Source organism: Clostridium sp. AM49-4BH, from assembly GCF_003478335.1.
Classification (GTDB): Bacteria; Bacillota; Clostridia; order Lachnospirales; family Lachnospiraceae; genus Butyribacter.
Genome location: NZ_QUFB01000049.1, coordinates 1 through 21,861, shown reverse-complemented (window position 1 = coordinate 21,861; position 21,861 = coordinate 1). Strand labels below are relative to the sequence as shown.

Below are 21,861 nucleotides of genomic sequence, written 5' to 3'. Positions count from 1 at the left end.
CTTGTACTTTTCAATATTTTGTTTTTAAATTCAAATTCCATGAATTTAAAATATTCCATATCCTCTTCTACATGCTGAAGACCATTTACTCGTAATAACCGAATGCTATTTAAACAGAAGTCTTCATTTACATACTTATCAATATTATCAATAACGTCCTTTAATTTTGCCCTCATTAACTGCATCACATCAAAATCTGGAGCCTTTGATGGATTATCCAATTCAGGGCTACACTTACATACAAGATATAAATACCGATTTATTATATCGAATATATAATTATTTACTTCGTTATATAATTCTTGCCTCTTATTGCAACTATGAACGCTGCAATCAAACTTAATTTCTATTAAAAAATCAAAATTAATATGTGAAATAAACATTCCCTTTCCATTTTCTGCAAGCACAAAAACGGGAAACCCCATTTTATAAGGTTCCCCAGACTTACGGATACTATTCAAACTCGATCAGACACGATTACTCTGCCAGACCTCCGACCATTTCCGATACATACTCGTAAATCTTTGGCCCTGCCTGCTCTCCGTATTGTGCCACAATGCGAACAATCGCACTGCCGACAATGGCTCCATCTGCAATCTGTGTATACTGATGAACCTGCTCCGGCTTATTAATCCCGAAACCTACTGCTGTCGGCACATCGGTTACCTGACGGATCATATCAACGATCTGTCCTACATCGGTCGTGATCGTGTCACGCACACCGGTTACTCCGAGCGAAGAGACTACATAGATGAATCCTTCTGCCTCTTTGGCGATCATCTGAATACGCTCCTGTGAGGTCGGTGCGATCAGAGAGATCAACTTCAAATCATATTTTCCAGTAAATTCCTGCAGTTCGCCTTTTTCTTCAAAAGGCATATCCGGAATGATCAAGCCATCGATCCCTACTTCTGCACATCTCTTGCAAAAACGGTCATATCCATATTTGTACAGTGAATTTGCATATGCCATAAATGCTAACGGGATCTGTGTCTTTTTCCGAAGTTTTGCTACCATATCAAAGATCTTATCTGTCGTGCATCCTGCGCTCAACGCGCGAAGATTGGCTTCCTGTATAACCGGGCCCTCTGCGATCGGGTCCGAAAATGGAATTCCGATCTCTACAAGTGCTGCACCCGCTTTTTCCATTTCCAAAATAAACTCCTCGGTCTTGTCCAGACTGGGATCTCCTGCTGTAATAAATCCAATAAATGCTTTTTTGTTATCAAATGCGTTTTGTATTCTATTCATGTAAATCAATCCCCCTATATCTGGCAATTGCTGCTACGTCTTTGTCTCCGCGGCCGGACAGGCAGCAGATAATGATCTGATCTTTGCTCATCGTCGGTGCGATCTTCATCAGGTGTGCTACCGCATGCGAACTCTCAATCGCTGCGATAATGCCCTCTTCTTTGGCAATGTACTCAAAGGCATTCACGGCTTCTTCATCAGTTACCGGAACATATTCCGCTCTTCCAATGTCTTTGAGATATGCATGTTCCGGCCCCACACCCGGATAATCAAGACCGGCTGAGATTGAATACACCGGCGCGATCTGTCCAAATTCATCCTGGCAGAAGTAGGATTTCATACCATGGAAGATTCCCTCGGTTCCGGTTGCCATCGTCGCAGCGGTCCGATCCGTATCAACACCAAGACCTGCTGCTTCACAACCGATCAAACGTACCGATTCATCACCGATAAATTCATAGAACATACCCATGGAATTACTTCCACCACCAACGCATGCCATAACGACATCCGGCAGTTTTCCTTCTTTTTCCAATATCTGCGCTCTCGCTTCCTTACTGATCACGCTCTGGAAATCACGCACGATCGTTGGAAACGGATGCGGTCCCATAACCGAGCCAAGCACATACAGGGTATCATCCACACGGCTGACCCACTCTCTCATACATTCATTAACGGCATCCTTAAGCGTCATCGTGCCACTCTCTACCGGATGCACTTTGGCACCCAACAGTTCCATACGATATACATTCAATGCCTGACGGATCGTATCTTCTTTACCCATAAAGATCTCACAATCCAGATCTAACAATGCTGCCGCCGTTGCTGCTGCCACGCCATGCTGCCCGGCTCCCGTCTCTGCGATAATACGTGTCTTGCCCATCTTCTTAGCAAGCAGCGCCTGGCCGAGCACGTTGTTGATCTTATGAGATCCTGTATGATTCAAATCTTCACGCTTAAAGTAAATCTTGGCACCGCCCAGATCTCTCGTCATCTTTTCTGCATAATAAAGAAGTGACGGTCTGCCTGCATATTCCCGAAGGAGCGTATCCAACTCTTCGACAAACTCCGGATCGTTTTTGTAATGCTCATATGCCTCTTCCAAATGGTGAATCTCATTCATCAGCGTCTCGGGAATATACTGCCCGCCATGCTGTCCAAATCTTCCTTTACTCATTGTAATCCTCCTAAATCGTAACTAATTATGCGTTTCGGTCACTCGTACCGCCTAAATCGTAACTAATTGTTCGTTTCGGTCACTCGTACTGCCTAAATCGTAACTAATTGTTCATTTCGGTCACTCGTACCGCCTGCGCAAATGCTTTCATTTTATTAAGGTCTTTGCAGTCCTCTGTCTCCATACAGCTGCTGGCATCAATACCATGCGGCGAAGTCATTCTGACCGCCTGCTGCACATTATCCACTGTGAGCCCCCCTGCCAAGAAAAATGGTTTCTCCAGCGCTTTGATCAGCGACCAGTCAAACGTGCGTCCATTGCCGCCCGCTGCTTCGCCTTCCTTAGACCACGCATCTAACAACAAATACTCACAGTCTATCTCGGAGATATTCTCCAAATCTGCAGCGGATCCAACTTTCACCGTCTTTATGATCTTTGCCGTTTTGCCAAGCAGCGCAGTGCGTTTTCTAAGTGCTTCAATATACGCCGCATCTTCGCTGCCATGCAGCTGTGCATATTCGATCACCCCTGCCGCCAAAGGCTCTGCAATAAAGTCCACCGGCTGATCGACGAACACGCCTACTGTATGAATGCGCGGATCCAGTTGTTCGACAAGCTCTGCCGCTTCCTCTCGGGTCACCTGCCGTTTACTCGGTGCAAACACAAACCCGGCAAAATCCGGCTGCACTTCATTGGCATAAGCAACATCTTCCGGTCTGCGCAGACCGCATATTTTCAAGTGAATCTTGAGCTGCAGCAATGCCTGAACACGGTCTTTAGCACGCATCAGCGTCTCTCCGATCAGCACACCATCTACCGCGTTGCGCTCCAATTCTTTAATATCCTGTGCCGTCTTGATACCACTTTCTGAAATAAATATAATATCCTTCGGCACCTGTGCGCGAAGCCGCACGCTGTTATGAATATCAACTGTGAAATTGCGAAGATCGCGGTTATTTACTCCGATCACACGTGCTCCCGCCTTGATCGCACGATGAACTTCTTCCTCATCATGCGCTTCCACGATAGATGTCAGCCCTAGCGAATCCGCAACCTCCCGAAAATGTAAGAGTTCTTCATCCGAAAGGATCGCACAGATCAAAAGCACCGCATCGGCGCCGATCACCTTAGCCTCATAGATCATATACTCATCAACCGTGAAATCCTTGCGCAGTATCGGAATACTAACAGTTTGACGCACCGCCTTCAAATACTCATTGCTCCCCTGAAAATAATAGGGTTCGGTCAGCACGGAAATCGCTGCTGCACCACCTTCTTCATAATCTGCCGCAATCTCCCGGTACGGAAAATCTTCTGCGATAAGACCCTTGGATGGGGATGCTTTCTTCACCTCACAGATAAAGGATATCCCCTCAGCCTTAAGTGCCTGTTCCATCGGAAATCCGGTATCAGCGTTAAGTGCCTGCGCCTGCTCTTTCATCTGCGCAAGCGTTATTTTCTGTTGATTTTCTGCCACTCTTACTCTTGTCTTAGCAGCAATCTCTTCTAATATATTCACGCAAGTCCTCCTATTTCTGTCCGCTCACGATTTTACACGCAGTATCGTATCTATGCAACTCCTATCGCAACATTTCACACAAAAAACATTGTCGACAGATTATTTGGCGGTAAGTTTCTGTAACTGCTCTAATGCTGCGCCGCTCTCAAGCACCTCTTTGGCTTTGGCAATGCCTTCTTCAAAGGTAATTCCCTCCGTTGCTGTATAAATCGCTGCACCTGCATTTAACAATACAACATCTGTTTTCGGTCCTTTGGCTCCGCCAAGAATATCTCGCACGATCTGTGCATTTTCCTGTGGTTCTCCACCAACGAGATCGCTCTTTTCGCAACATGTGAAACCAAACTGCTCCGGCGTGATCTCATAAGTTTTGTACTCGCCATCTCGATATTCGCATACTTTCGTCGGTGCACTAAGGGATATCTCATCAATACAATCCATTCCATAGACAACCATCGTACGTTTCACACCGAGATTAACTAATACATGCGCCAATGGTTCTACCAAGTTTTCATCGTATACGCCCATCAACTGCATATTGGCTTTTGCCGGATTTGCAAGCGGTCCCAAAATATTAAACATTGTGCGGATACCGATCTCGCGGCGAACTGCACCAACAAAGCGCATTGCCGGATGATACTTCTGCGCAAATAAGAAACAGAAATTGTTGTCACGAAGAGACTGTAAGCTCTCCTCTGCATCTCCATCAATCTTTACGCCAAGCGCCTCGAGGCAATCTGCTGTCCCACATTTGCTGGAGGCTGCACGGTTACCATGTTTGGTTGTCTTGATGCCTGCTGCGCTCGTGATCAATGCTGCCAGTGTAGAAATGTTGATCGTGTTGGATCTGTCTCCACCGGTACCAACAATTTCTAACGTATCCATATCATTGTCAAACGGAGCACAATGACTTCTCATAACTTTGGCTGCCTCTGTAATCTCTTCAATTGTCTCACCCTTGATGGCAAGTGCTGTTAGGAATGATGCTTTCTGTGCATCGGTTGCTTCACCTGTCATGATCTCTTCCATTACCTGCTTCATTGTCTCCGGTGTAAGATCCTCACCTGCTACTAATGTGCTAATTGCCTCTTTAATCATAGTGATCACTCATTCCTTTCTCGTTATTTACAAACTTTGCTGTATTGTTTCCTGTTACTGTTTCAAAAAATTCTTTAACATATCAATTCCTTTGGGTGTCAAGATCGACTCCGGATGAAACTGCAGTCCGTACGTTGGTGCCTCTTTATGTTTCACGCCCATGACTTCTCCATCGTCCGTCGTAGCAATGACCTGCAAGCATTCCGGTATCGTCTCTTTCTGAGCGATCAGCGAATGATATCTTGCGACCTCTGCCGTCTCTCCAATCCCTGCAAAAACCGGGCATTCGGTGTCAAGCGCTGCCACCGACATCTTGCCATGCATCAATTTCTTGGCATATGTTATGGTCGCTCCGTACACCTCACAGATTGCCTGATGTCCCAGACATACGCCAAGGATCGGTACTTTGCCGTTAAAATATTTGATAACCTCTTCACAGACACCTGCCTTAGAAGGACGTCCCGGTCCCGGCGACACTATGATGTGTGTCGGTGCCAATTGTTCGATCTGCTCTACCGTCATCTCATCGTTACGGATCACACGGATATCCGGGGCGATCGTTCCAACCAGCTGCACAAGGTTATAAGAAAAACTATCGTAATTATCAATCAATAAAATCATATGGCTCCTCCTTACTGCACTGCCATTATGCTAAGCCCTGTGCTTTATCTACTGCATCCATTACTGCTTTCGCTTTGTTGATGCACTCATGATACTCATTTTCCGGTACACTGTCTGCCACGATACCGGCTCCGGATCTGACAAAGATCTTGTCGTTTTTCTTAAACACGGTACGGATTGCAATACAAGTGTCAAGATTGCCGGTAAAATCAACATAACCAATGGCTCCGCCATAAATGCCACGCTTATTGTTCTCTAATTCATTAATGATCTCCATCGCACGGATCTTTGGTGCGCCCGATAAGGTTCCTGCCGGTAACACTGCATCCACTGCATCTAAGCTGTCTTTGTCATCTCTGATCTCACCCCGCACGGTCGATCCTATATGCATAACATGTGAATATTGCAGCACCGCCATATAATCTTCCACTTCTACGCTGCCATACTTACTTACTTTGCCAAGATCATTTCTGCCAAGATCTACCAGCATATTGTGCTCCGCGCGCTCTTTTTCATCACCAAGCAGCTCTGTTTTAAGTCGCTCATCTTCTGCGGCATCTTTGCCGCGGGGTCTTGTTCCGGCAAGCGGAAATGTATGCAGCACGCCATCTTCCAGTTTCACTAACGTCTCTGGCGAAGCACCCGCCACTTCAATGTCATCGCTGCTAAAATAAAACATATATGGGGATGGATTGATCGTGCGCAGCATACGATACGCATTGAACAAACTTCCCTCATAATCGGCTTCCAAACGATTGGAAAGCACTACCTGAAAAATATCTCCCTCGTAAATATAATGCTTCGCTTTCTCAACCATCGCGCAATATTCCTGCTCCGAAAAGAGTGGGCGAAAATCTGATGTGATCTTCCCCGGCGTGATCTGTGCCGGTGTGCCATGCTCTATAAGATCCACGATCTCTTCAATTTCTGCGAGACATCTGTCATATTCCTGTTCCAGATTCTCTGTCCTTGCATTGGCGATAATGTATATCTTTTGACGAAGATTATCAAAAGCGATCACCTTGTCAAACAACATAAGGTCGACATCCTTAAACCCTTCCTGATCGTCGGCGTCCAAATTAAGCTTTGGTTCGCTGTACTTAACATAATCATAAGAAAAGTATCCGACCAATCCTCCGGTAAAGCTTGGAAGATCTTTTACTTTTGGACTGGTGTATTCTTTCAAGATCTCTTTGATCTTTGCTCCCGGATGAGCTACCGGCTCTTTTGCTCCTTCTTCGCTCCCACTTTCACGTATACACATTTCACCGTTCATACAGGTGATCTCTAATTTCGGATCATATCCCAAAAATGTGTATCTTCCCCATACTTCCTGATTTTCTACGCTTTCTAACATGTAGCAATGTTTGCTCACGCCTTTTAGGATGCGTAACACTTCCATCGGTGTCACGGTATCCGAAAGGATCTCCCGGCTGATCGGCACAACTTTGTAGCCGTCTGCCATCTGTTTTGCCTGTTCCAGTGTTGTCATGAAAACCTCCTTCGTTTCAAGCAAAGAGTTTCTTAATAGCGGAGCATTTTTTGCATATATAAAACAAAAAAAGTCCTTGTTTAGCATATAAATGCTAACAAGGACGGTTAATCTTTTACCCGCGGTGCCACCTTGTTTCGTGAGACCTCACGCTCTTTGCGAAATACCAACATATTCCCGGCAACTGACGCATGCCTTACGTCATGGAATACTCAGCCGGATCACCAGCTTTTGACCATGCCCTCTGCGGTCCATTTAATGAACAGCTCTCTGCGGTTTCTCAGCATCCCCGCTCTCTGTAAGCGCCTCTTTCATTTTTATCTCCGCTTCAACGGTTTATTATTATGAAATTAACAATAGTATACTCCTTTTGTAGGATTTGTCAACTATCTTCTTTTCTGATTGAGAAAATTTCTTTTTCAGAAGATCAAACTCCTTCTTCATCAAAAAACAGAATTACAGATTGTCGTACAGATCCTCCGTGAATGTCAGGCTGCCCCGATAACCTGCATACGTACGGTTAAACACCAAACGTTCATTCATCGGAAAGGCTGCCAGAATAAATTGAATATCCTTTTCCAATGCCACCTCACGTTCATTGCTGCTGCCGATCAACAGCGTGATCTCTTCTTCCTCTTCCCGCAGTGCCTGATTGATCTCATACTGATCGGATGCAAAGATCACCTTTGGCGGTTTCGCATATTCCAAATCCTCAATCTGTGCCACAATGCGATCCTTATCCTCTTGACGGAACAGTGGTTCTGACACGATGACAAGCACCGGCGTAAAACTAAAATCATTTGCCAGATATCTGGTGATACCCACAGCGTTGTTAGCATCTGCCACAACCGCAAAACGCTTCCAGCTAACCACTCCGACAGACTGCGCTAAATAATCATAAACATATTCTTCTTCCGCAGCGATCACTTTATCCACGATCTCTTGATCCAAGTGCATTGCCTCTGCTACCTGTCTGACAAATTTTGTCGTGTCGGTTGCCCCGACAAATAAGCCTGGAACGCGGATGCTTGGAATACCAAATTTTTGTTCCATCTTTTTGGCCGGTCCCTTAAACAGCCATGGATTGATGATGATGTTTAGTGCTGCACCGGAACATTTGCGGATCGTTTCAATACCCTGATGCTTTGTAAAGAACGTATTCACCTTAAGACCTAACGCAGATAAAATACGATCGATCTCCTCAAGCGCACCGCTCCAAAACGGATCATGATACGGGATGATCCCGAAAATATTAACCAATTTATCATCTTTCGGCACATCTTCTTCTATCACCTGATTGATCATCGTCGTCCAAACCGTTTCATAGCCGAGATTGCTGTCTCCGACAAAGCCCGGCGTCTCGATCGGATATACGGAATACCCCTTATCTTGAAATTCTTCTGTAACGCTGACAATGTCATCACCGATAATTCCTGCGGTACATCCCGTCAATACGAAATATGCATCCGCATCAATAATATCAATAGCCCCCTGAACAGTTGTGCGCAGTTTTTCAGTACCGCCAAAAACAACTTCTTTTTCCAACATATTGGTAGAAGGCAGTGATACAAATGACACAAAACGAGAAGATTTGTGTCCGGACTGCCCTTGATCTGCTGCTGTAGTCTGCATACAGCAGCCCGGTCCTGAATGATAGATCGGACACACACGGTCGATCGCTCCTAATACAGAATTAATGCCTGCTAAAACACAGCCGCCTTTTGGATTTTCTGTAACCTGTGACATATCTTTTCCTGCCTTTCTTTATTTCTTGATATACTTAAATGCATCCTGCTCATACCACGAATCCTTATATGGTAATTTACTATGTTGTGCTAACTTTACATTAAATCCCGGATTTTGCAGCTGATCTGCAATTTTGTTGCCAAGATAGATCAGACCGTCATATCCCATCGTCGGACGCTTACCGTCCAATACATGTGTAGTCGGAATGCCAAGCTTAGCCGCCCAGTCCGGAACACCAATAAAAGCATCCGGTTTTAATTTATTCACAAGATTGACCTGCTCGAATGGCTGCATATTGGCAATATCAACGACGAAGTCTTTATGAATGCCATTGAGATATTCGATATCTGTCTGTGCATCTTCATCATAGGTTGGTGTCTCTAATCCCACCAATTCCATGCCAAAATCATCGATCAAAGCTGCTGCCGCAAAAGATCGCCCGGTACCGCCACAGATAAATACCCGCTTACCTTGCAGTCTGTCACGAAGTTTCTGAACAAGCGGCATGATACGCTCTCGCTCTTTCGCAATGATCTCTTCGACTTCCTCTTCCTTGCCCAGCACTTTTGCAATACCACGGTACCATTTTTCGGTATTACGGATACCGATCGGCATCACCGTATGCGAATATGGGATCTCATAATCTTCCCATAATGTTTTCATAAATTCATCTGCAAATACTTTACAGATTGAAGTAGATGCCTCGGCTGCCGGAATGCGCTTGATCTTCTCCAGAGAACTATAAAATGGTATGTAATTTACCTCCACGCCAATATTGTGCAGCATACGCTCCATCTCTTTCTGATCAGCATAGCTAACCGTTGTCGGCGCAAACAGATTTACTAATCCTTTTTCTTTCGGCACACTCTCTTTCTTGAGAATATACTTATTGATCGCTAAAAATGCTGCGTCAAAACCGGAAGCACAGATCTTGGACTTAAAGCCCTCACAATGGATCGGCACCAGAACGGTGTCCGGATACTCTTCCTGCAGATCATATGCGATCGCATCGATATCATCTCCAATAATACCGGAGGCACAGGAAGCATAGATAAAGGCAAGCTTCGGATGATAACGTTCCACTGCCTTTTTCACTGCCTCGCGAAGTTTCTGTTCACCGCCAAACACGACGCTTTTCTGATCCACATTTGATACGATAATGCGTGGATTGCGGATATTTTTAATGCCGCGGTGCGCCTGACCGACACGGAACATATCCACTGCCATGATCGAACAGCCAACACATCCCTGCGGGGAGTGCGAAATAAATACAGAGTCTTCCAAAGACATCAATGCCGCCATACTATTGATCTGCTGGCACTGCAATCCCTGCGCAAACGTTCGGTCTGCTTTTTTCAAACAGCCTTTTCGAAACTGCTCCTCGACTTCTTTTCCCGTCGTTCCTAAATCATTAATTCTGCCCGGTTTACTTTCTCTCACACCGGAATACTGCTTTTTCGCCATAACAATCTTTCATTCCTTTCTCGCAATGCGTCAATGATTTACGATTTGTTGTTATTGATGATCTGATCTGCCAGATCACATATTGATCCGTCCATAGATTTTGCTGCTAGATCACATATTGATCCGTCCATAGATTTTGCTGCCATTCCACCAAATCTTCCAGAGTCATACCCTCTAACACACCATTGATCGCCTCGTCTAATTTCTGCCAAATGATCAAGCTGACACAGGTTGCCTTATTTTCACAAGGCCAACCATTGGCACCAACACAGTCTGTCGGGGATAGATTTCCCTCCATAGTACGCAGAATGCGTCCCACAGTATAATTTCTCGGCGGCTCACTCAACATATACCCACCGTGAGAACCGCGAATGCTTTTCACAAGGGCAGCTTTATTGAGCGTCGCCACGATCTGCTCCAGATATTTTTCGGAAATCCCCTGTCTTTTTGCGATTTCCTTGATCTTTACCGGCTGCCCCTTGCTGTAAAGCGCCAGATCGAGCATTAGCTTGATCGCATATCGTCCTTTTGTGGATATTTTCATCTTCGTCACCAAGCCTTTCTTTGTCTTGCTAAATAACACCCTATTTTGTGAAGAGCTTCATCAATAGTGCACTCCACGTCAAACGCAGTTACAGCATGCTTTGCAAGCAACTTCTGCATATGAAAACCAATCTTGCTGCATACGACAAAGGTACAGTCCGCGACACACTCTACACGGTCATTACTGCCTTCACAGGAATGACCACCGGCATCACATCCGCAATGCTCTGTGTCATTGGCCTGTGATCGCAGATCTGCGTCCTGTCCATCTTTCAGGACACCTTCATCATGCTGCACTACCGTTCTCTCTTCCAGTTTGCAATATGCATCCTTTGTAATTTCGTATACTTCAAAACGCTCTGCTTCTCCAAAAGGTGTGTCGACATGCACCCCATCTGAAGTAGCAACTGCAATCAAATATTTTCCCATGCTGTTCCTCCAGCCTTATGATCTGCCAATTTGCGTTGCTGCTTGGTTTCCTGTCTATACCTCAAAACTTTGGTTAAACAATAGGTTTCCTGTCTATACCTCAAAGTCTTCATTAAACAAATTCGTAGACAGGTAACGAAGCCCTGTATCCGGCAGGATAACAACAATATTTTTGCCGGCATTTTCCGGTCGTTTGGCTATCTCCGTTGCCGCAAAGATTGCTGCACCGGATGATGTTCCAACCAGAATTCCATCTGTTTTAGCAACTTCGCGTGTCACACGGTATGCATCCGGCGTCTCCACATCATAGCGTTCATCATAAATGTCCATATCCATGATCTCCGGTACCATTTCTCTCGGCACTCCGGCAAACGGATGCACACCCATAATCTCTTCCGGCGCCGGGTTTTCAGGGCTTGGCAATGAATTTTTACCTGGCTGCAATGCCACTACATACAAGTCCGGATTTTTAGACTTCAGATACTTACCGGTTCCTGAAACGGTTCCGCCGGTACCTACACTTGCCACCAGAATATCAACGTTACCATTGGTATCTTCCCAGATTTCCGGACCGGTCGTTGATTCATGGACTGCCGGATTGGCCGGGTTAGAAAGCTGATCAACGAAAAAGATGCCTTCCTCTTTCGCCAATACTTGATCTCTCAGTGCCGCTACAGCAGCAATAAAATCCCCACCCGTCTTTTCCATTGTTTCCACGATAACCGGTTCTTCCGACAATTTGATAACTTCCGCGCCAAACGCCTTGATCACCTGAAAACGTTCCGCACTAACCTGATCCTGTATGTATACACGGAATTTATATCCTTTGGTTGCTGCGATCGCTGCCAGACCGATTCCGGTATTTCCACTCGTTGTCTCTACCAAAGTATCTCCCGGCTTGATCAAGCCTTTTTTCTCCGCTTCCTCGATCATGTTTAATGCAGCGCGGTCCTTAATGCTCTGATTCGGGTTGAAATACTCCAATTTTACAAGAAGCTTTGCCGGAAGATCATGTTTCTTTTCATAATTTGCCAGCTCCAACAACGGTGTTTTTCCAACTAATTCTGTAATTGATCTATAAATCTTTCCCATGCAATGTCCATCCTTTCTCTATTGCTCTGATCAAATATGATAATCGTCCGCAGAATCCATCAAACCAAATTCCAGTAGAATTTCCTCTAAGCGTTCCTGCGTCATCGGCGTTGGAATGTCAAATTTTGTATTATTAATGACAGCTTCTGCTAAATTGCGGTACTCCTGCGCCTGATTGGAATCCGGCTTATATTCGATCACCGTCTTTTTGTTGATCTCAGCTCGCTGTACGATATTGTCACGCGGCACGAAATACAACAACTGCGTTCCCAATTCCTTTGCAAAAGCACGTAAAAGATCCAGCTCGCGATCTACATTTCTGCTGTTGCAGATAATACCGCCCAGTCTGACGCCACCGGTACGCGCATAACGTTTGATACCCTTGGCAATGTTGTTAGCTGCATACAGCGCCATCATCTCGCCACTTGCCACAATATATATTTCCTTTGCTTTGCCCTCGCGGATCGGCATTGCAAATCCACCGCAGACAACGTCTCCTAAAACATCATAAAATACATAATCCAGATCATCCGTATAGGCTCCGAGATTTTCCAACATGTTGATCGATGTGATAATACCTCGTCCTGCACAGCCTACACCCGGTTCCGGTCCACCGGATTCAACGCATCGCGTGCCGCCGTAGCCCTCACGCACGATCTTATCTAATTCGACATCTTCTCCCTCATCACGGATCGTATCCAAAACCGTCTTTTGCGCCAGACCGCCCAGTAGTAATCTTGTAGAATCAGCCTTCGGATCACAGCCAACAACCATTACTTTCTTACCGTGTTCTACAAGTCCTGCAGTCAGGTTCTGTGTTGTTGTAGACTTTCCAATTCCACCTTTGCCATAAATTGCAATCTGTCTCAATTCTGCCATTGTCTCCTCCATTCCTATCCTATCCAGGATCCTACCTTGTTGTCATTAATCCTTGTATTTGGTCATATACCACAATGCGATGCAGGGAATCTTCAATCTCCCCCGGCAATTCCATTGCAGCTATTCCATACTCATTCATAACCCGCAGTGCACCCATACCAATACGGCTCACTGCTACATAATCACAGTCCGATAAACGTTTTACATTATCCTGTAATCTTCCCTCATCATGATTACCGGCCTCACAGATCGGTACGAGCTCACGCTTTTCCAAAAGTACGGTGTCCTCATTTTCGGACACCTCGTAGATATAAAAATCACGTGCTCTTCCAAAATGACTGTTAACCACAATGCCATCCGAAGATGCCACTGCCACGCGGATCTTCCTATCATTTTGCATCGACATCATCCTTTCCTAACCATGTGAAAATGTTTCCCGCACACGCAGTTTTCTTTGATAAATCTGATCTCCGTATTCTGATCTGCCCGGAACTCCAACTGCATCCGCCCGGCAGTGCTGGCAATGTCTAAATACGTCAATATATTGGGAAGCCGTTGTTCTCGCCGCATCGATCTGACTACAGGTCGGTGCTGTCTGATCCGCCAATTCATACTGTGGGATCAACGGTATGATATTATATATTTTTGCGCCGGCCTCTTTTACCGTCTTAGCGATCTTTGCAATATGATCTCCGTTGATGTCCGGCACCAACACCGTATTGACCTTTATGGTAATCCCGGCAGACGCAACTTTTCGTATGCCCGCCAACTGATTTTTAATGAGGATTTCTGCGCCCTCTACACCATCATAACGTTTACCATGATAAATAATGTATTTATTTAGCTTAGCTTCGATCTCCGGATCCACTGCATTAACAGTTACTGTCAGGGAATCAATTCCTATTTCGATCACTTCTTCTGCTTTCTCTTCCAAAAGCAATCCATTGGTGCTCATACATTTAATAAGCTGTGGGAATCGTTCTTTGACACCGCGAAACGTCTTCAGCGCATAGTCAGAGGCTAATGTATCTCCCGGTCCCGCAATACCAGCCACGGTAATCTCCGGACAAATCCTCAATGCCTTATCCAGGATCTCTAAACTTTCTGTAGGTGTGATCACTTTCGATGTGACACCAGGTCTTTCCTCTACATCGTTTATAACACGATCACAGAAACGACAAGCAATGTTACACCCTGGACTCACCGGCAAATGAATGCGTCCCACATTATTTTTATGCCCCCCAAAGCAGGGATGGGATTGTTGCAGATCATGATATGTATTACTCACGTTGCTCCCCCTTTCCATTGCGCTCTTTGTATTCATAGTTTTTCGATAGGTTTTATCAATTTATGATATTTGCAATTATAGTCACCTTTTCCTATATTGTCAATAGGAATTATCAACAATTTGTTAAAAATTTGTCATTGACATTCTGCATCGTCATATTTCGCAGAATATGTCATGTAACTTTTTCATTTTCGTGAAGAATTAGAAATAAACATTTCTTATTTTCGTGAATATTCAGAGTAAAACATTTCTCATTTTCGTGAATATTCAGAGTAAAACATTTCTCATTTTCGTGAATATTCACACAAAAACTTTTCTTATTTTCGTGAATACAGGTTGTTATTTGTGGAAAACTATATTACAATAAAGCTTATAAAATGGTGATTTAAGCGACTAATGCACTGTAGAAAGGAACCCATCATGTTATTTAAACGAAAATTATACCAAAAGCTTTTAAAATGGAAAGAAATATCGGCCGGTTCATCCGCTCTGTTGATCGAGGGTGCAAGACGAATCGGAAAAAGTACCATTGTAGAAGAATTTGCGAAAGCAGAATATGATGATTATATGTTATTGGACTTTGCACGCGAAAGTACAGACATAAAAGACAACTTTATAAATAATATCAATGACCTTGATACCTTTTTCCGCAATTTATTTCTGCTTAAAGGGCGATCACTCCATGGCAAAAACTGCGTCATTATCTTTGACGAAGTGCAGTTGTTTCCATGGGCAAGACAGGCCATAAAATATTTAGTACAGGATGGAAGGTATGAATATATCGAAACCGGCTCTTTGATCTCTATTCATAAAAATGTCCAAAACATTCTGATTCCATCCGAAGAATACAAACTTAAAATGTATCCTATGGATTTCGAAGAATTTTGTGGGCAACCGATGATACCGTTTCCTATGAAGCAATCAAGGACGCTTTCATAAAACGCAAACCACTCGGTGACAGCATCCATCGACAGCTCATGAACAAATTCCGCACTTATATGGTAGTTGGCGGAATGCCTCAGGCTGTAGATGCCTATATTGCCGGCAAAGATTTCACACAGATTGATTTCGTAAAACGTAATATTTTGAGTTTGTACGAAGAGGATCTATACAAATACGATTCCGAAAACAATCAGCGAGCTTCCATCATTTTTCGTACGATTCCAGAGCAACTGGAAAACAAAAATTCGCATTTTAAATTTTCATTGATTGACAAAAATGCGCGTTATCAGAATTATATCAATGCTGTAAATTTTGTGGCGGAATCCATGATCGGCAATGAATGTATCCATGTTACAAAACCCGAAATCGCCTTGGAACTCTTTGCTGATCGAAGCAATTTTAAGCTTTATATGGGCGATACCGGACTGTTAGTAACGCAGATTATGAAAAGCCAGGACAACGTAGATGAAAATATCTACAAATCTCTGATTTTTGGGAAACTTGGTATCAATCAGGGAATGATCATTGAAAATATGGTAGCACAAATGCTGAAAGCATCTGGACACGACCTATATTTTCATGAATATCGCTATACACCTTCTGATGAGAGTAATGAGAAAAAATACGAGATCGATTTCTTGACCGTTAAGAATAAAAAAATCTGTCCCATCGAGGTGAAGTCTTCCTCCTACACCTCGCACAAATCATTTGATTACTTCGTAAAAAAGTATCAATTGAAAATGCAGGACAGATATATTATTTATACGAAAGATCTTATGCAAAAAGATAACATATTGTATATTCCTATATACATGACAATGCTTGTGTAAGATACCGATTTAATAGGGATCATCTATGAGACGCAGTGCTCGATACAAGCCATTACTGCGCCTCACTCTCCTGCAGTGCCGTCTTAATACGGTCAAGTGCCTCTTGTAACGTTGCACGCGGACATGCTACATTGATGCGCTGAAACCCTTTGCCGCAGTCGCCAAAGATCTTACCACTGTCGAGCCATAATTTTGCCCGGTGTACGATCAGATCCTCCAGCTCATCCACGCTCAAGCCGGTTTCGCGGAAATCCAGCCAGACCAGATAAGTCCCCTCATGGTCTACCATAGACACGCCCGGAAGCTGCGTTTCAACATATTCCTTTGTAAAGGCAATATTGTCGGCAACATATGAGTGCATTGCCTCATACCACTCTTCTCCGTGTGCATATGCCGCCTCGCACGCAACCAACCCCAGTACATTAAGCTGACTAATTCCTGCCGCATCAAGCTGCGCCCGGAACTTTGCCTTTAACTCTCTATTTGGGATAAAGATATTCGAGATCATCATACTGGCAATATTAAACGTTTTGCTCGGCGCCGTGCAGGTCACGCTGATCTGCGCAAATTCTTCCTTGATCGCCGCAAACACCTGATGCTTTCCACGAAATACGAAGTCCTCATGAATCTCATCACTCACAACCGTAACATGATGTTTTACCAAAATATCTCCCATCGCGGTAAGCTCTTCCTTCGTCCACACACGCCCCACCGGATTATGCGGATTGCAAAGCAGGAACAGCTTAACGTCGTTATCTACGATCTTACGTTCAAAATCCTCCAGATCTATGTGATAACGGTTGTCATCACCTTTGTACAGGTCGTTGCTGACCACCTTTCTACCATTGTCGGCGATCACCTCCGAAAACGGATAATACACCGGCTGCTGCAGCATCACGGCATCTCCCGGCTCAGAATACGCCTTTACCGCCATTGCCAGCGCAAAAACAACGCCCGGCGTTTGATAAGCCATTTTTCCTGAATGTCCCAGTCGTGATGTTTTTTCATCCAAGACCGAACCGTCTCAAAATAAGGGGTCTGCACTTCACTGTAGCCAAATATGCCATGCTTCGTGCGCTCTATCACCGCGTCCTCAATATAAGAAGACGTCTTAAAATCCATATCTGCCACCCACAACGGGAGCACATCTTCCGGCATACCTCTTCGTTTTGCAAAATCATATTTTAAGCAATCGGTATTTTTACGATTGACTACCGCGTCAAAATTCAAATTTCTTTCTGCCATTGCTATCAATCCTTTCTATCGCCATGCTGCATTTGCTAGCAATCTATTCTATAATCATCCTGCATTTTCAGCCAAATATACCACTAGTAAATAAACACACTATTTTATAAAGAAGCAAACACGCTTTCCAGTTCTGCCAACAGGTCTTTGACGTTCTCAATCCCCACCGACAAACGAAGTGTCGCATCTGTAATTCCATTCTTTTCTCGAATTTCCTGTGGAACATCTGCATGCGTTTGTGTCGCTGGATAGGTGATCAACGTCTCCACTCCACCAAGGCTCTCTGCAAAACGGATCATACGAACCTTTTCTAATACAGACAGCGCACTTTCTTTATCCTTCAATTGAAATGTCAACATTGCACCAAAACCACGCGCCTGTTTTTTCATGATCTCATAGCCCGGATGATCCGGCAGTCCCGGATAAATCACTTTCGTAACAACATCCTGCGCCGTCAGCCATTTGGCAATTTTCAAAGCATTATCAGCGGCACGTTCCATGCGAATCCCCAATGTTTTAATACCTCGCAGGATCAACCAGCTATCAAAAGGTGCTAGTCCCGCTCCCGTTGTCTTGATCAAAAAGCGAAGTTTTTCGCTAATGTCCTCTCGACCGGTTACCAAAAATCCCGCAAGCGTGTCATTGTGTCCTCCCAAATACTTCGTACCACTATGTACTACAACATCTGCACCAAGTTTCAGCGGATTCTGGAAATATGGCGATAAAAATGTATTATCCACGATCAACAACAAACCGTGCTTGTGTGCGATTTCTGCTGTTGCCGCTATATCCGTTACATTCATCATTGGGTTAGTCGGTGTTTCAATATAGATTGCTTTCGTCTGTTCTGTAATATACGATTCAATATCTTCTCTGCAGCAATCAATATTTGAAAATTGTATGCCGTTCTTATCCGAGACGTTTTGAAACAAACGAATGCATCCTCCATACAGATCCGAATCAGCGATAATATGATCTTCCGGCTTGAACAGCTCCATCAGCAATGATATTGCCGCCATTCCACTCGAAAGTGCCAACGCATCAATTCCGCCTTCCAAAGAAGCCACCATTTTCTCTAAATGTTCTCTGGTTGGATTCTGCAAACGACTGTAATCGTACCCGGTGCTTTGTCCTACTCCCGGATGTGCATACGTCGCTGTCTGATAAATAGGGTAACTGATCGCACCAAAATGATCTGTTTTACCTTCGTCTTCCTCTAAATGCAAACATTTTGTCTCAATTTCTCTTTCCATATAGCATAATCCTTTCTCCACACAAAATCTTGGCTGTCAGGCGCCGTTTATTTCCTAGTAAACCTGTAGGCATTATTATAAAGACTCCCTCTTACACTGTCAATTGCTATTTCCTATTTTACCTATTGGAATTATTTTTTATGTGTTATAGTTTTTTCCTATTACCAAAGAAAGCAAATCCGCGCTTTGCGATGATGTCACACTACACAACAGCAGTTCCTATTAAAATAAAATAAGGGTTGACTTGGAGTCTACTCCAAGTGTTACACTAAGAAGCAGGAGGTGACCTACCGTGACCATCAAAGAAGTGAGTCAAAAATATAACATTTCACAGGATACTCTGCGTTACTATGAACGTGTCGGCATGATTCCGAAAGTAACGCGAACGGCAAGCGGCATCCGAGATTATCAAGAATCTGATTTGAGCTGGGTCGAGCTTGTCATCTGTATGCGCAGCGCCGGGCTGCCGGTAGAAGCATTGATTGAATATGTCGAACTGTATCAACAGGGCGACCAGACTTTCAGTGCGCGTCTCGAACTGCTGCAGGAACAGAGACGCAATTTAGAAGAACAACAGAAACAATTACAAGCTGCAATAAGTAAACTGGATTATAAAATTTCCCGCTACGAAGTTGCAGTCAAAACAGGAAAATTATCATGGGAGGAAAATTCATGTACTTAGAACAGATTAATGGACCACAAGATGTAAAGAAATTATCCGTAGAACAGTTAAATACTTTGGCAGACGAAATGCGCGCTGCATTATTAAACCGTTTAAGCAAACACGGCGGTCATTTCGGGCCGAACTTCGGTATGGTGGAGGCAACGATCGCACTCCATTACGTTTTCGAATCACCAAAAGATAAGATCGTATACGATGTATCACATCAGTCTTATCCGCACAAAATGTTGACGGGACGTAAAGATGCTTATTTATACGAAGAACATTTTGAGGACGTGTCCGGATACAGCAATCCAAATGAAAGTGAACACGACTTCTTTACCGTCGGTCACACCTCTACTTCTGTCAGCCTCGCCTGTGGACTTGCCAAAGCAAGAGATCTAAATGGCGAAGACGGCAACGTGATCGCTGTCATCGGTGATGGTTCTTTGAGCGGTGGCGAAGCTTTAGAGGGATTAGATTATGCTGCAGAATTAGACGGCAACTTCATTATTGTCGTAAACGATAACGATATGTCCATCGCCGAGAATCATGGCGGTCTTTACGGCAATCTCAAGCTGCTTCGCGACACGAAAGGTCAGGCTGAATGCAACTTATTCCGTGCAATGGGATTAGACTATGTTTACGTTGATCAGGGCAATGACACAGCCTCTTTGATCGATGCCTTCTCCCAAGTAAAAGACAGCAATAAACCGGTTGTTGTCCATATCAACACACTGAAAGGTAAAGGATACGCACCAGCCGAGGAGCATAAAGAGAACTGGCATTACTGCGCGCCGTTTGATATCAAAACCGGTGAGGCACTGTTCCAAGATGCGGAAGAAGATTATTCTTCTGTTACAGCAGAATACCTGTTAGACAAGATGAAAAAAGATCCTGCCGTTGTAGCGATCACTTCCGGAACTCCTACTATTCTTGGTTTTACAGAAGATAAACGAAAAGAAGCCGGAAAGCAATTCGTCGATGTCGGCATTGCCGAAGAAACCGCAGTAGCTCTTGCCTCCGGTATTGCTGCAAATGGCGGCAAACCTGTCTATGGTGTTTACAGCACCTTTGTACAGAGAACCTACGACCAGATTTCTCAGGATTTATGTATCAATAACAGTCCTGCAACGATCGTTACTTTCTGCGGTTCGGTTTATGGCATGAATGACGTTACACATTTAGGTTTGTATGACATTCCAATGATGGCAAACATTCCAAACCTTGTTTATTTGGCAGCAACCTCCAAAGAGGATTATATTGCCATGCTGGATTGGAGCCTAGAACAGACCGAACTTCCTGTTGCTATCAAGCTTCCGGGCGGTGCTATGGTATCCACCGGCACACCGGTCACCAAAGATTTTAGTAAGCTCAACAAATATGAGGTAACCAAAAAAGGGTCCAAAATTGCCATTCTTGGTCTTGGTACCTTTTACGGACTTGCCTGCGAAGCTGCTGCTCAGTTAGAAGCAGAAACCGGCATTCAGGCAACCGTGATCAATCCATACTACATCACCGGACTCGATACCGAATTGTTGGATAAGCTCAAAGAAGATCATGAGCTCGTTCTGACCATCGAAGATGGCATTTTGGATGGCGGTTTTGGCGAGAAGATTGCCAGATACTACGGTACTTCGAACATCAAAGTACGGAACTATGGACTGAAAAAGGAATTTTTGGATCGCTACGACCCTAATGAGGTTGTCAAAGAGAATCATTTGACCGCAGAACAAATTGTTGCAGATATCAAAGCACTTGAAGCATAAAAAAGCAAAGCCTGCGCTTTGCTTTGCAAGAATTGCTAAAGCAATTCTTGGTGGCATAACGTAACATTACGAGCAATTTCCTATTCCTTAAAAAAGCAAAGCCTGCGCTTTGCTTTGCAAGAATTGCTAAAGCAATTCTTGGCGATGTCACGCTACACAACAGCAGTTCCTATTAAATATTCAAACTTCGCACATCCGAAGCTGCCATCTGGTCACTTATTGCTTATTATGTAAGTAAAATAATAGCTATTTTGCAGCCAATAAAGTAAATTATTCTGCCATCAAGAAACTAAGACAATTGCCGCAGAACGCAGAGTTTTTGCGTGATTTCTTATTTTGTTAAGTCTCTGATGAATACATGCCTGAAGGAGTGTTTGAGATGTCCCGGTTTAGCAAGGTATCATCAATTTTTGGACGGGACGCTTTCGCTACGATGCGCTACGTCACGTTACTTAATGTCTCTGAAATACGAGACATAAGTAACGACGAGCGCAAAGTCCCTTTCAAAAATGATGAATACCTTGCTTCCGGGACTTCGAGTTTCCGAAGGGCATGTAAATCA

Annotated in this window: 22 protein-coding genes; 4 read left to right on the top strand and 18 right to left on the bottom strand. The window is 44.2% G+C overall.

Translation table 11 applies throughout. The annotated features are described in order from the left end of the window. The 15 genes from DW981_RS11990 to DW981_RS11920 form a co-directional block, all read right to left on the bottom strand. Positions 1-425, bottom strand: a 425-nt coding sequence (locus DW981_RS11990) for a hypothetical protein (protein WP_147352644.1), incomplete at its 3' end; no start/stop codon positions are given. Between the two features lie 52 nt (positions 426-477). Next, complete coding sequence (trpA, locus tag DW981_RS11985; RefSeq protein ID WP_118507880.1) at positions 478-1,251, bottom strand: tryptophan synthase subunit alpha; 774 nt, start codon at positions 1,249-1,251, stop codon at positions 478-480. Next, positions 1,244-2,428 (bottom strand): tryptophan synthase subunit beta, encoded by a 1,185-nt coding sequence (trpB, locus tag DW981_RS11980; protein ID WP_118507879.1) that lies wholly within the window; start codon positions 2,426-2,428, stop codon positions 1,244-1,246. The genes trpA and trpB overlap by 8 nt, the downstream gene beginning before the upstream one ends. 103 nt (positions 2,429-2,531) lie before the next feature. Continuing rightward, a complete protein-coding gene (trpCF, locus tag DW981_RS11975; RefSeq protein WP_118507878.1) occupies positions 2,532-3,947 on the bottom strand; it encodes a bifunctional indole-3-glycerol-phosphate synthase TrpC/phosphoribosylanthranilate isomerase TrpF in 1,416 nt (471 codons plus the stop codon). A 99-nt stretch (positions 3,948-4,046) separates the two neighbouring features. After that, positions 4,047-5,045 carry an anthranilate phosphoribosyltransferase gene (trpD, locus tag DW981_RS11970; RefSeq protein ID WP_118507877.1) on the bottom strand — a complete coding sequence of 333 codons (999 nt, stop codon included), beginning with the start codon at positions 5,043-5,045 and terminating at the stop codon, positions 4,047-4,049. A gap of 54 nt (positions 5,046-5,099) precedes the next feature. Then, complete coding sequence (locus DW981_RS11965; RefSeq protein WP_022024788.1) at positions 5,100-5,666, bottom strand: aminodeoxychorismate/anthranilate synthase component II; 567 nt, start codon at positions 5,664-5,666, stop codon at positions 5,100-5,102. Positions 5,667-5,691: 25 nt separating this feature from the next. Beyond that, entirely contained in the window at positions 5,692-7,158 is a 1,467-nt protein-coding gene (gene trpE, locus DW981_RS11960; RefSeq protein ID WP_118507876.1) for an anthranilate synthase component I, read from the bottom strand. 456 nt (positions 7,159-7,614) lie between these two features. After that, complete coding sequence (locus DW981_RS11955; protein ID WP_118507875.1) at positions 7,615-8,904, bottom strand: nitrogenase component 1; 1,290 nt, start codon at positions 8,902-8,904, stop codon at positions 7,615-7,617. Between the two features lie 18 nt (positions 8,905-8,922). Continuing rightward, on the bottom strand, positions 8,923-10,368 hold the full coding sequence (locus tag DW981_RS11950) for a nitrogenase component 1 (protein ID WP_118507874.1): 1,446 nt from the start codon (positions 10,366-10,368) through the stop codon (positions 8,923-8,925). A gap of 106 nt (positions 10,369-10,474) precedes the next feature. Next, positions 10,475-10,912, bottom strand: coding sequence for an Rrf2 family transcriptional regulator (locus tag DW981_RS11945; protein ID WP_022024784.1), 438 nt, complete (start codon positions 10,910-10,912; stop codon positions 10,475-10,477). Positions 10,913-10,917: 5 nt separating this feature from the next. Then, complete coding sequence (locus tag DW981_RS11940; RefSeq protein WP_118507873.1) at positions 10,918-11,340, bottom strand: NifB/NifX family molybdenum-iron cluster-binding protein; 423 nt, start codon at positions 11,338-11,340, stop codon at positions 10,918-10,920. A gap of 93 nt (positions 11,341-11,433) precedes the next feature. Continuing rightward, on the bottom strand, positions 11,434-12,432 hold the full coding sequence (locus DW981_RS11935) for a pyridoxal-phosphate dependent enzyme (protein WP_118507872.1): 999 nt from the start codon (positions 12,430-12,432) through the stop codon (positions 11,434-11,436). A gap of 30 nt (positions 12,433-12,462) precedes the next feature. Beyond that, complete coding sequence (gene nifH, locus DW981_RS11930; RefSeq protein WP_022024781.1) at positions 12,463-13,311, bottom strand: nitrogenase iron protein; 849 nt, start codon at positions 13,309-13,311, stop codon at positions 12,463-12,465. 31 nt (positions 13,312-13,342) lie between these two features. Further along, on the bottom strand, positions 13,343-13,711 hold the full coding sequence (locus DW981_RS11925; RefSeq protein ID WP_182434264.1) for a NifB/NifX family molybdenum-iron cluster-binding protein: 369 nt from the start codon (positions 13,709-13,711) through the stop codon (positions 13,343-13,345). A 15-nt stretch (positions 13,712-13,726) separates the two neighbouring features. Further along, positions 13,727-14,599: a radical SAM protein gene (locus tag DW981_RS11920; protein WP_118507870.1), complete on the bottom strand. Its 873-nt coding sequence runs from the start codon at positions 14,597-14,599 to the stop codon at positions 13,727-13,729. A 420-nt stretch (positions 14,600-15,019) separates the two neighbouring features. Between DW981_RS11920 and DW981_RS15750 the strand changes: the two genes are divergently transcribed. Then, positions 15,020-15,538: an AAA family ATPase gene (locus DW981_RS15750; protein WP_243034745.1), complete on the top strand. Its 519-nt coding sequence runs from the start codon at positions 15,020-15,022 to the stop codon at positions 15,536-15,538. After that, entirely contained in the window at positions 15,484-16,371 is an 888-nt protein-coding gene (locus tag DW981_RS11915; RefSeq protein WP_243034744.1) for a DUF4143 domain-containing protein, read from the top strand. The genes DW981_RS15750 and DW981_RS11915 overlap by 55 nt, the downstream gene beginning before the upstream one ends. Positions 16,372-16,423: 52 nt before the next feature. On the opposite strand, the gene DW981_RS11910 is transcribed toward DW981_RS11915, so the two are convergent. The 3 genes from DW981_RS11910 to DW981_RS11905 all read right to left on the bottom strand — a co-directional run bounded on the left by DW981_RS11910 (position 16,424) and on the right by DW981_RS11905 (position 18,869). After that, entirely contained in the window at positions 16,424-17,344 is a 921-nt protein-coding gene (locus DW981_RS11910; protein WP_347474573.1) for a PatB family C-S lyase, read from the bottom strand. Next, on the bottom strand, positions 17,296-17,616 hold the full coding sequence (locus DW981_RS16265) for a hypothetical protein (protein ID WP_347474572.1): 321 nt from the start codon (positions 17,614-17,616) through the stop codon (positions 17,296-17,298). Before DW981_RS16265 ends, DW981_RS11910 begins: the two co-directional genes overlap by 49 nt. A 104-nt stretch (positions 17,617-17,720) precedes the next feature. Next, positions 17,721-18,869 carry a PLP-dependent aspartate aminotransferase family protein gene (locus tag DW981_RS11905; protein ID WP_118507869.1) on the bottom strand — a complete coding sequence of 383 codons (1,149 nt, stop codon included), beginning with the start codon at positions 18,867-18,869 and terminating at the stop codon, positions 17,721-17,723. Between the two features lie 292 nt (positions 18,870-19,161). Here DW981_RS11905 and DW981_RS11900 point away from each other — a divergent pair, with 292 nt between their 5' ends. Both DW981_RS11900 and DW981_RS11895 read left to right on the top strand, forming a co-directional pair. Next, positions 19,162-19,551, top strand: a complete 390-nt coding sequence (locus tag DW981_RS11900) for a MerR family transcriptional regulator (RefSeq protein WP_022024775.1) — start codon at positions 19,162-19,164, stop codon at positions 19,549-19,551. After that, positions 19,542-21,299: a 1-deoxy-D-xylulose-5-phosphate synthase gene (locus DW981_RS11895; protein ID WP_118507868.1), complete on the top strand. Its 1,758-nt coding sequence runs from the start codon at positions 19,542-19,544 to the stop codon at positions 21,297-21,299. The genes DW981_RS11900 and DW981_RS11895 overlap by 10 nt, the downstream gene beginning before the upstream one ends. Positions 21,300-21,861: the final 562 nt, after the last annotated feature.

Bases quoted from the DNA above. Each gene is read 5' to 3' on its own strand.
- DW981_RS11950 (WP_118507874.1), bottom strand. From the start codon at position 10,368: ATGGCGAAAAAGCAGTATTCCGGTGTGAGAGAAAGTAAACCGGGCAGA.
- DW981_RS11935 (WP_118507872.1), bottom strand. From the start codon at position 12,432: ATGGGAAAGATTTATAGATCAATTACAGAATTAGTTGGAAAAACACCG.
- trpB (WP_118507879.1), bottom strand. From the start codon at position 2,428: ATGAGTAAAGGAAGATTTGGACAGCATGGCGGGCAGTATATTCCCGAG.
- DW981_RS11940 (WP_118507873.1), bottom strand. From the start codon at position 11,340: ATGGGAAAATATTTGATTGCAGTTGCTACTTCAGATGGGGTGCATGTC.
- DW981_RS11910 (WP_347474573.1), bottom strand. From the start codon at position 17,344: ATGGCTTATCAAACGCCGGGCGTTGTTTTTGCGCTGGCAATGGCGGTA.
- DW981_RS11905 (WP_118507869.1), bottom strand. From the start codon at position 18,869: ATGGAAAGAGAAATTGAGACAAAATGTTTGCATTTAGAGGAAGACGAA.
- DW981_RS11965 (WP_022024788.1), bottom strand. From the start codon at position 5,666: ATGATTTTATTGATTGATAATTACGATAGTTTTTCTTATAACCTTGTG.
- DW981_RS16265 (WP_347474572.1), bottom strand. From the start codon at position 17,616: ATGGCAGAAAGAAATTTGAATTTTGACGCGGTAGTCAATCGTAAAAAT.
- DW981_RS11895 (WP_118507868.1), top strand. From the start codon at position 19,542: ATGTACTTAGAACAGATTAATGGACCACAAGATGTAAAGAAATTATCC.
- DW981_RS11955 (WP_118507875.1), bottom strand. From the start codon at position 8,904: ATGTCACAGGTTACAGAAAATCCAAAAGGCGGCTGTGTTTTAGCAGGC.
- trpD (WP_118507877.1), bottom strand. From the start codon at position 5,045: ATGATTAAAGAGGCAATTAGCACATTAGTAGCAGGTGAGGATCTTACA.
- trpE (WP_118507876.1), bottom strand. From the start codon at position 7,158: ATGACAACACTGGAACAGGCAAAACAGATGGCAGACGGCTACAAAGTT.
- DW981_RS15750 (WP_243034745.1), top strand. From the start codon at position 15,020: ATGTTATTTAAACGAAAATTATACCAAAAGCTTTTAAAATGGAAAGAA.
- DW981_RS11945 (WP_022024784.1), bottom strand. From the start codon at position 10,912: ATGAAAATATCCACAAAAGGACGATATGCGATCAAGCTAATGCTCGAT.
- nifH (WP_022024781.1), bottom strand. From the start codon at position 13,311: ATGGCAGAATTGAGACAGATTGCAATTTATGGCAAAGGTGGAATTGGA.
- trpA (WP_118507880.1), bottom strand. From the start codon at position 1,251: ATGAATAGAATACAAAACGCATTTGATAACAAAAAAGCATTTATTGGA.
- DW981_RS11925 (WP_182434264.1), bottom strand. From the start codon at position 13,711: ATGCAAAATGATAGGAAGATCCGCGTGGCAGTGGCATCTTCGGATGGC.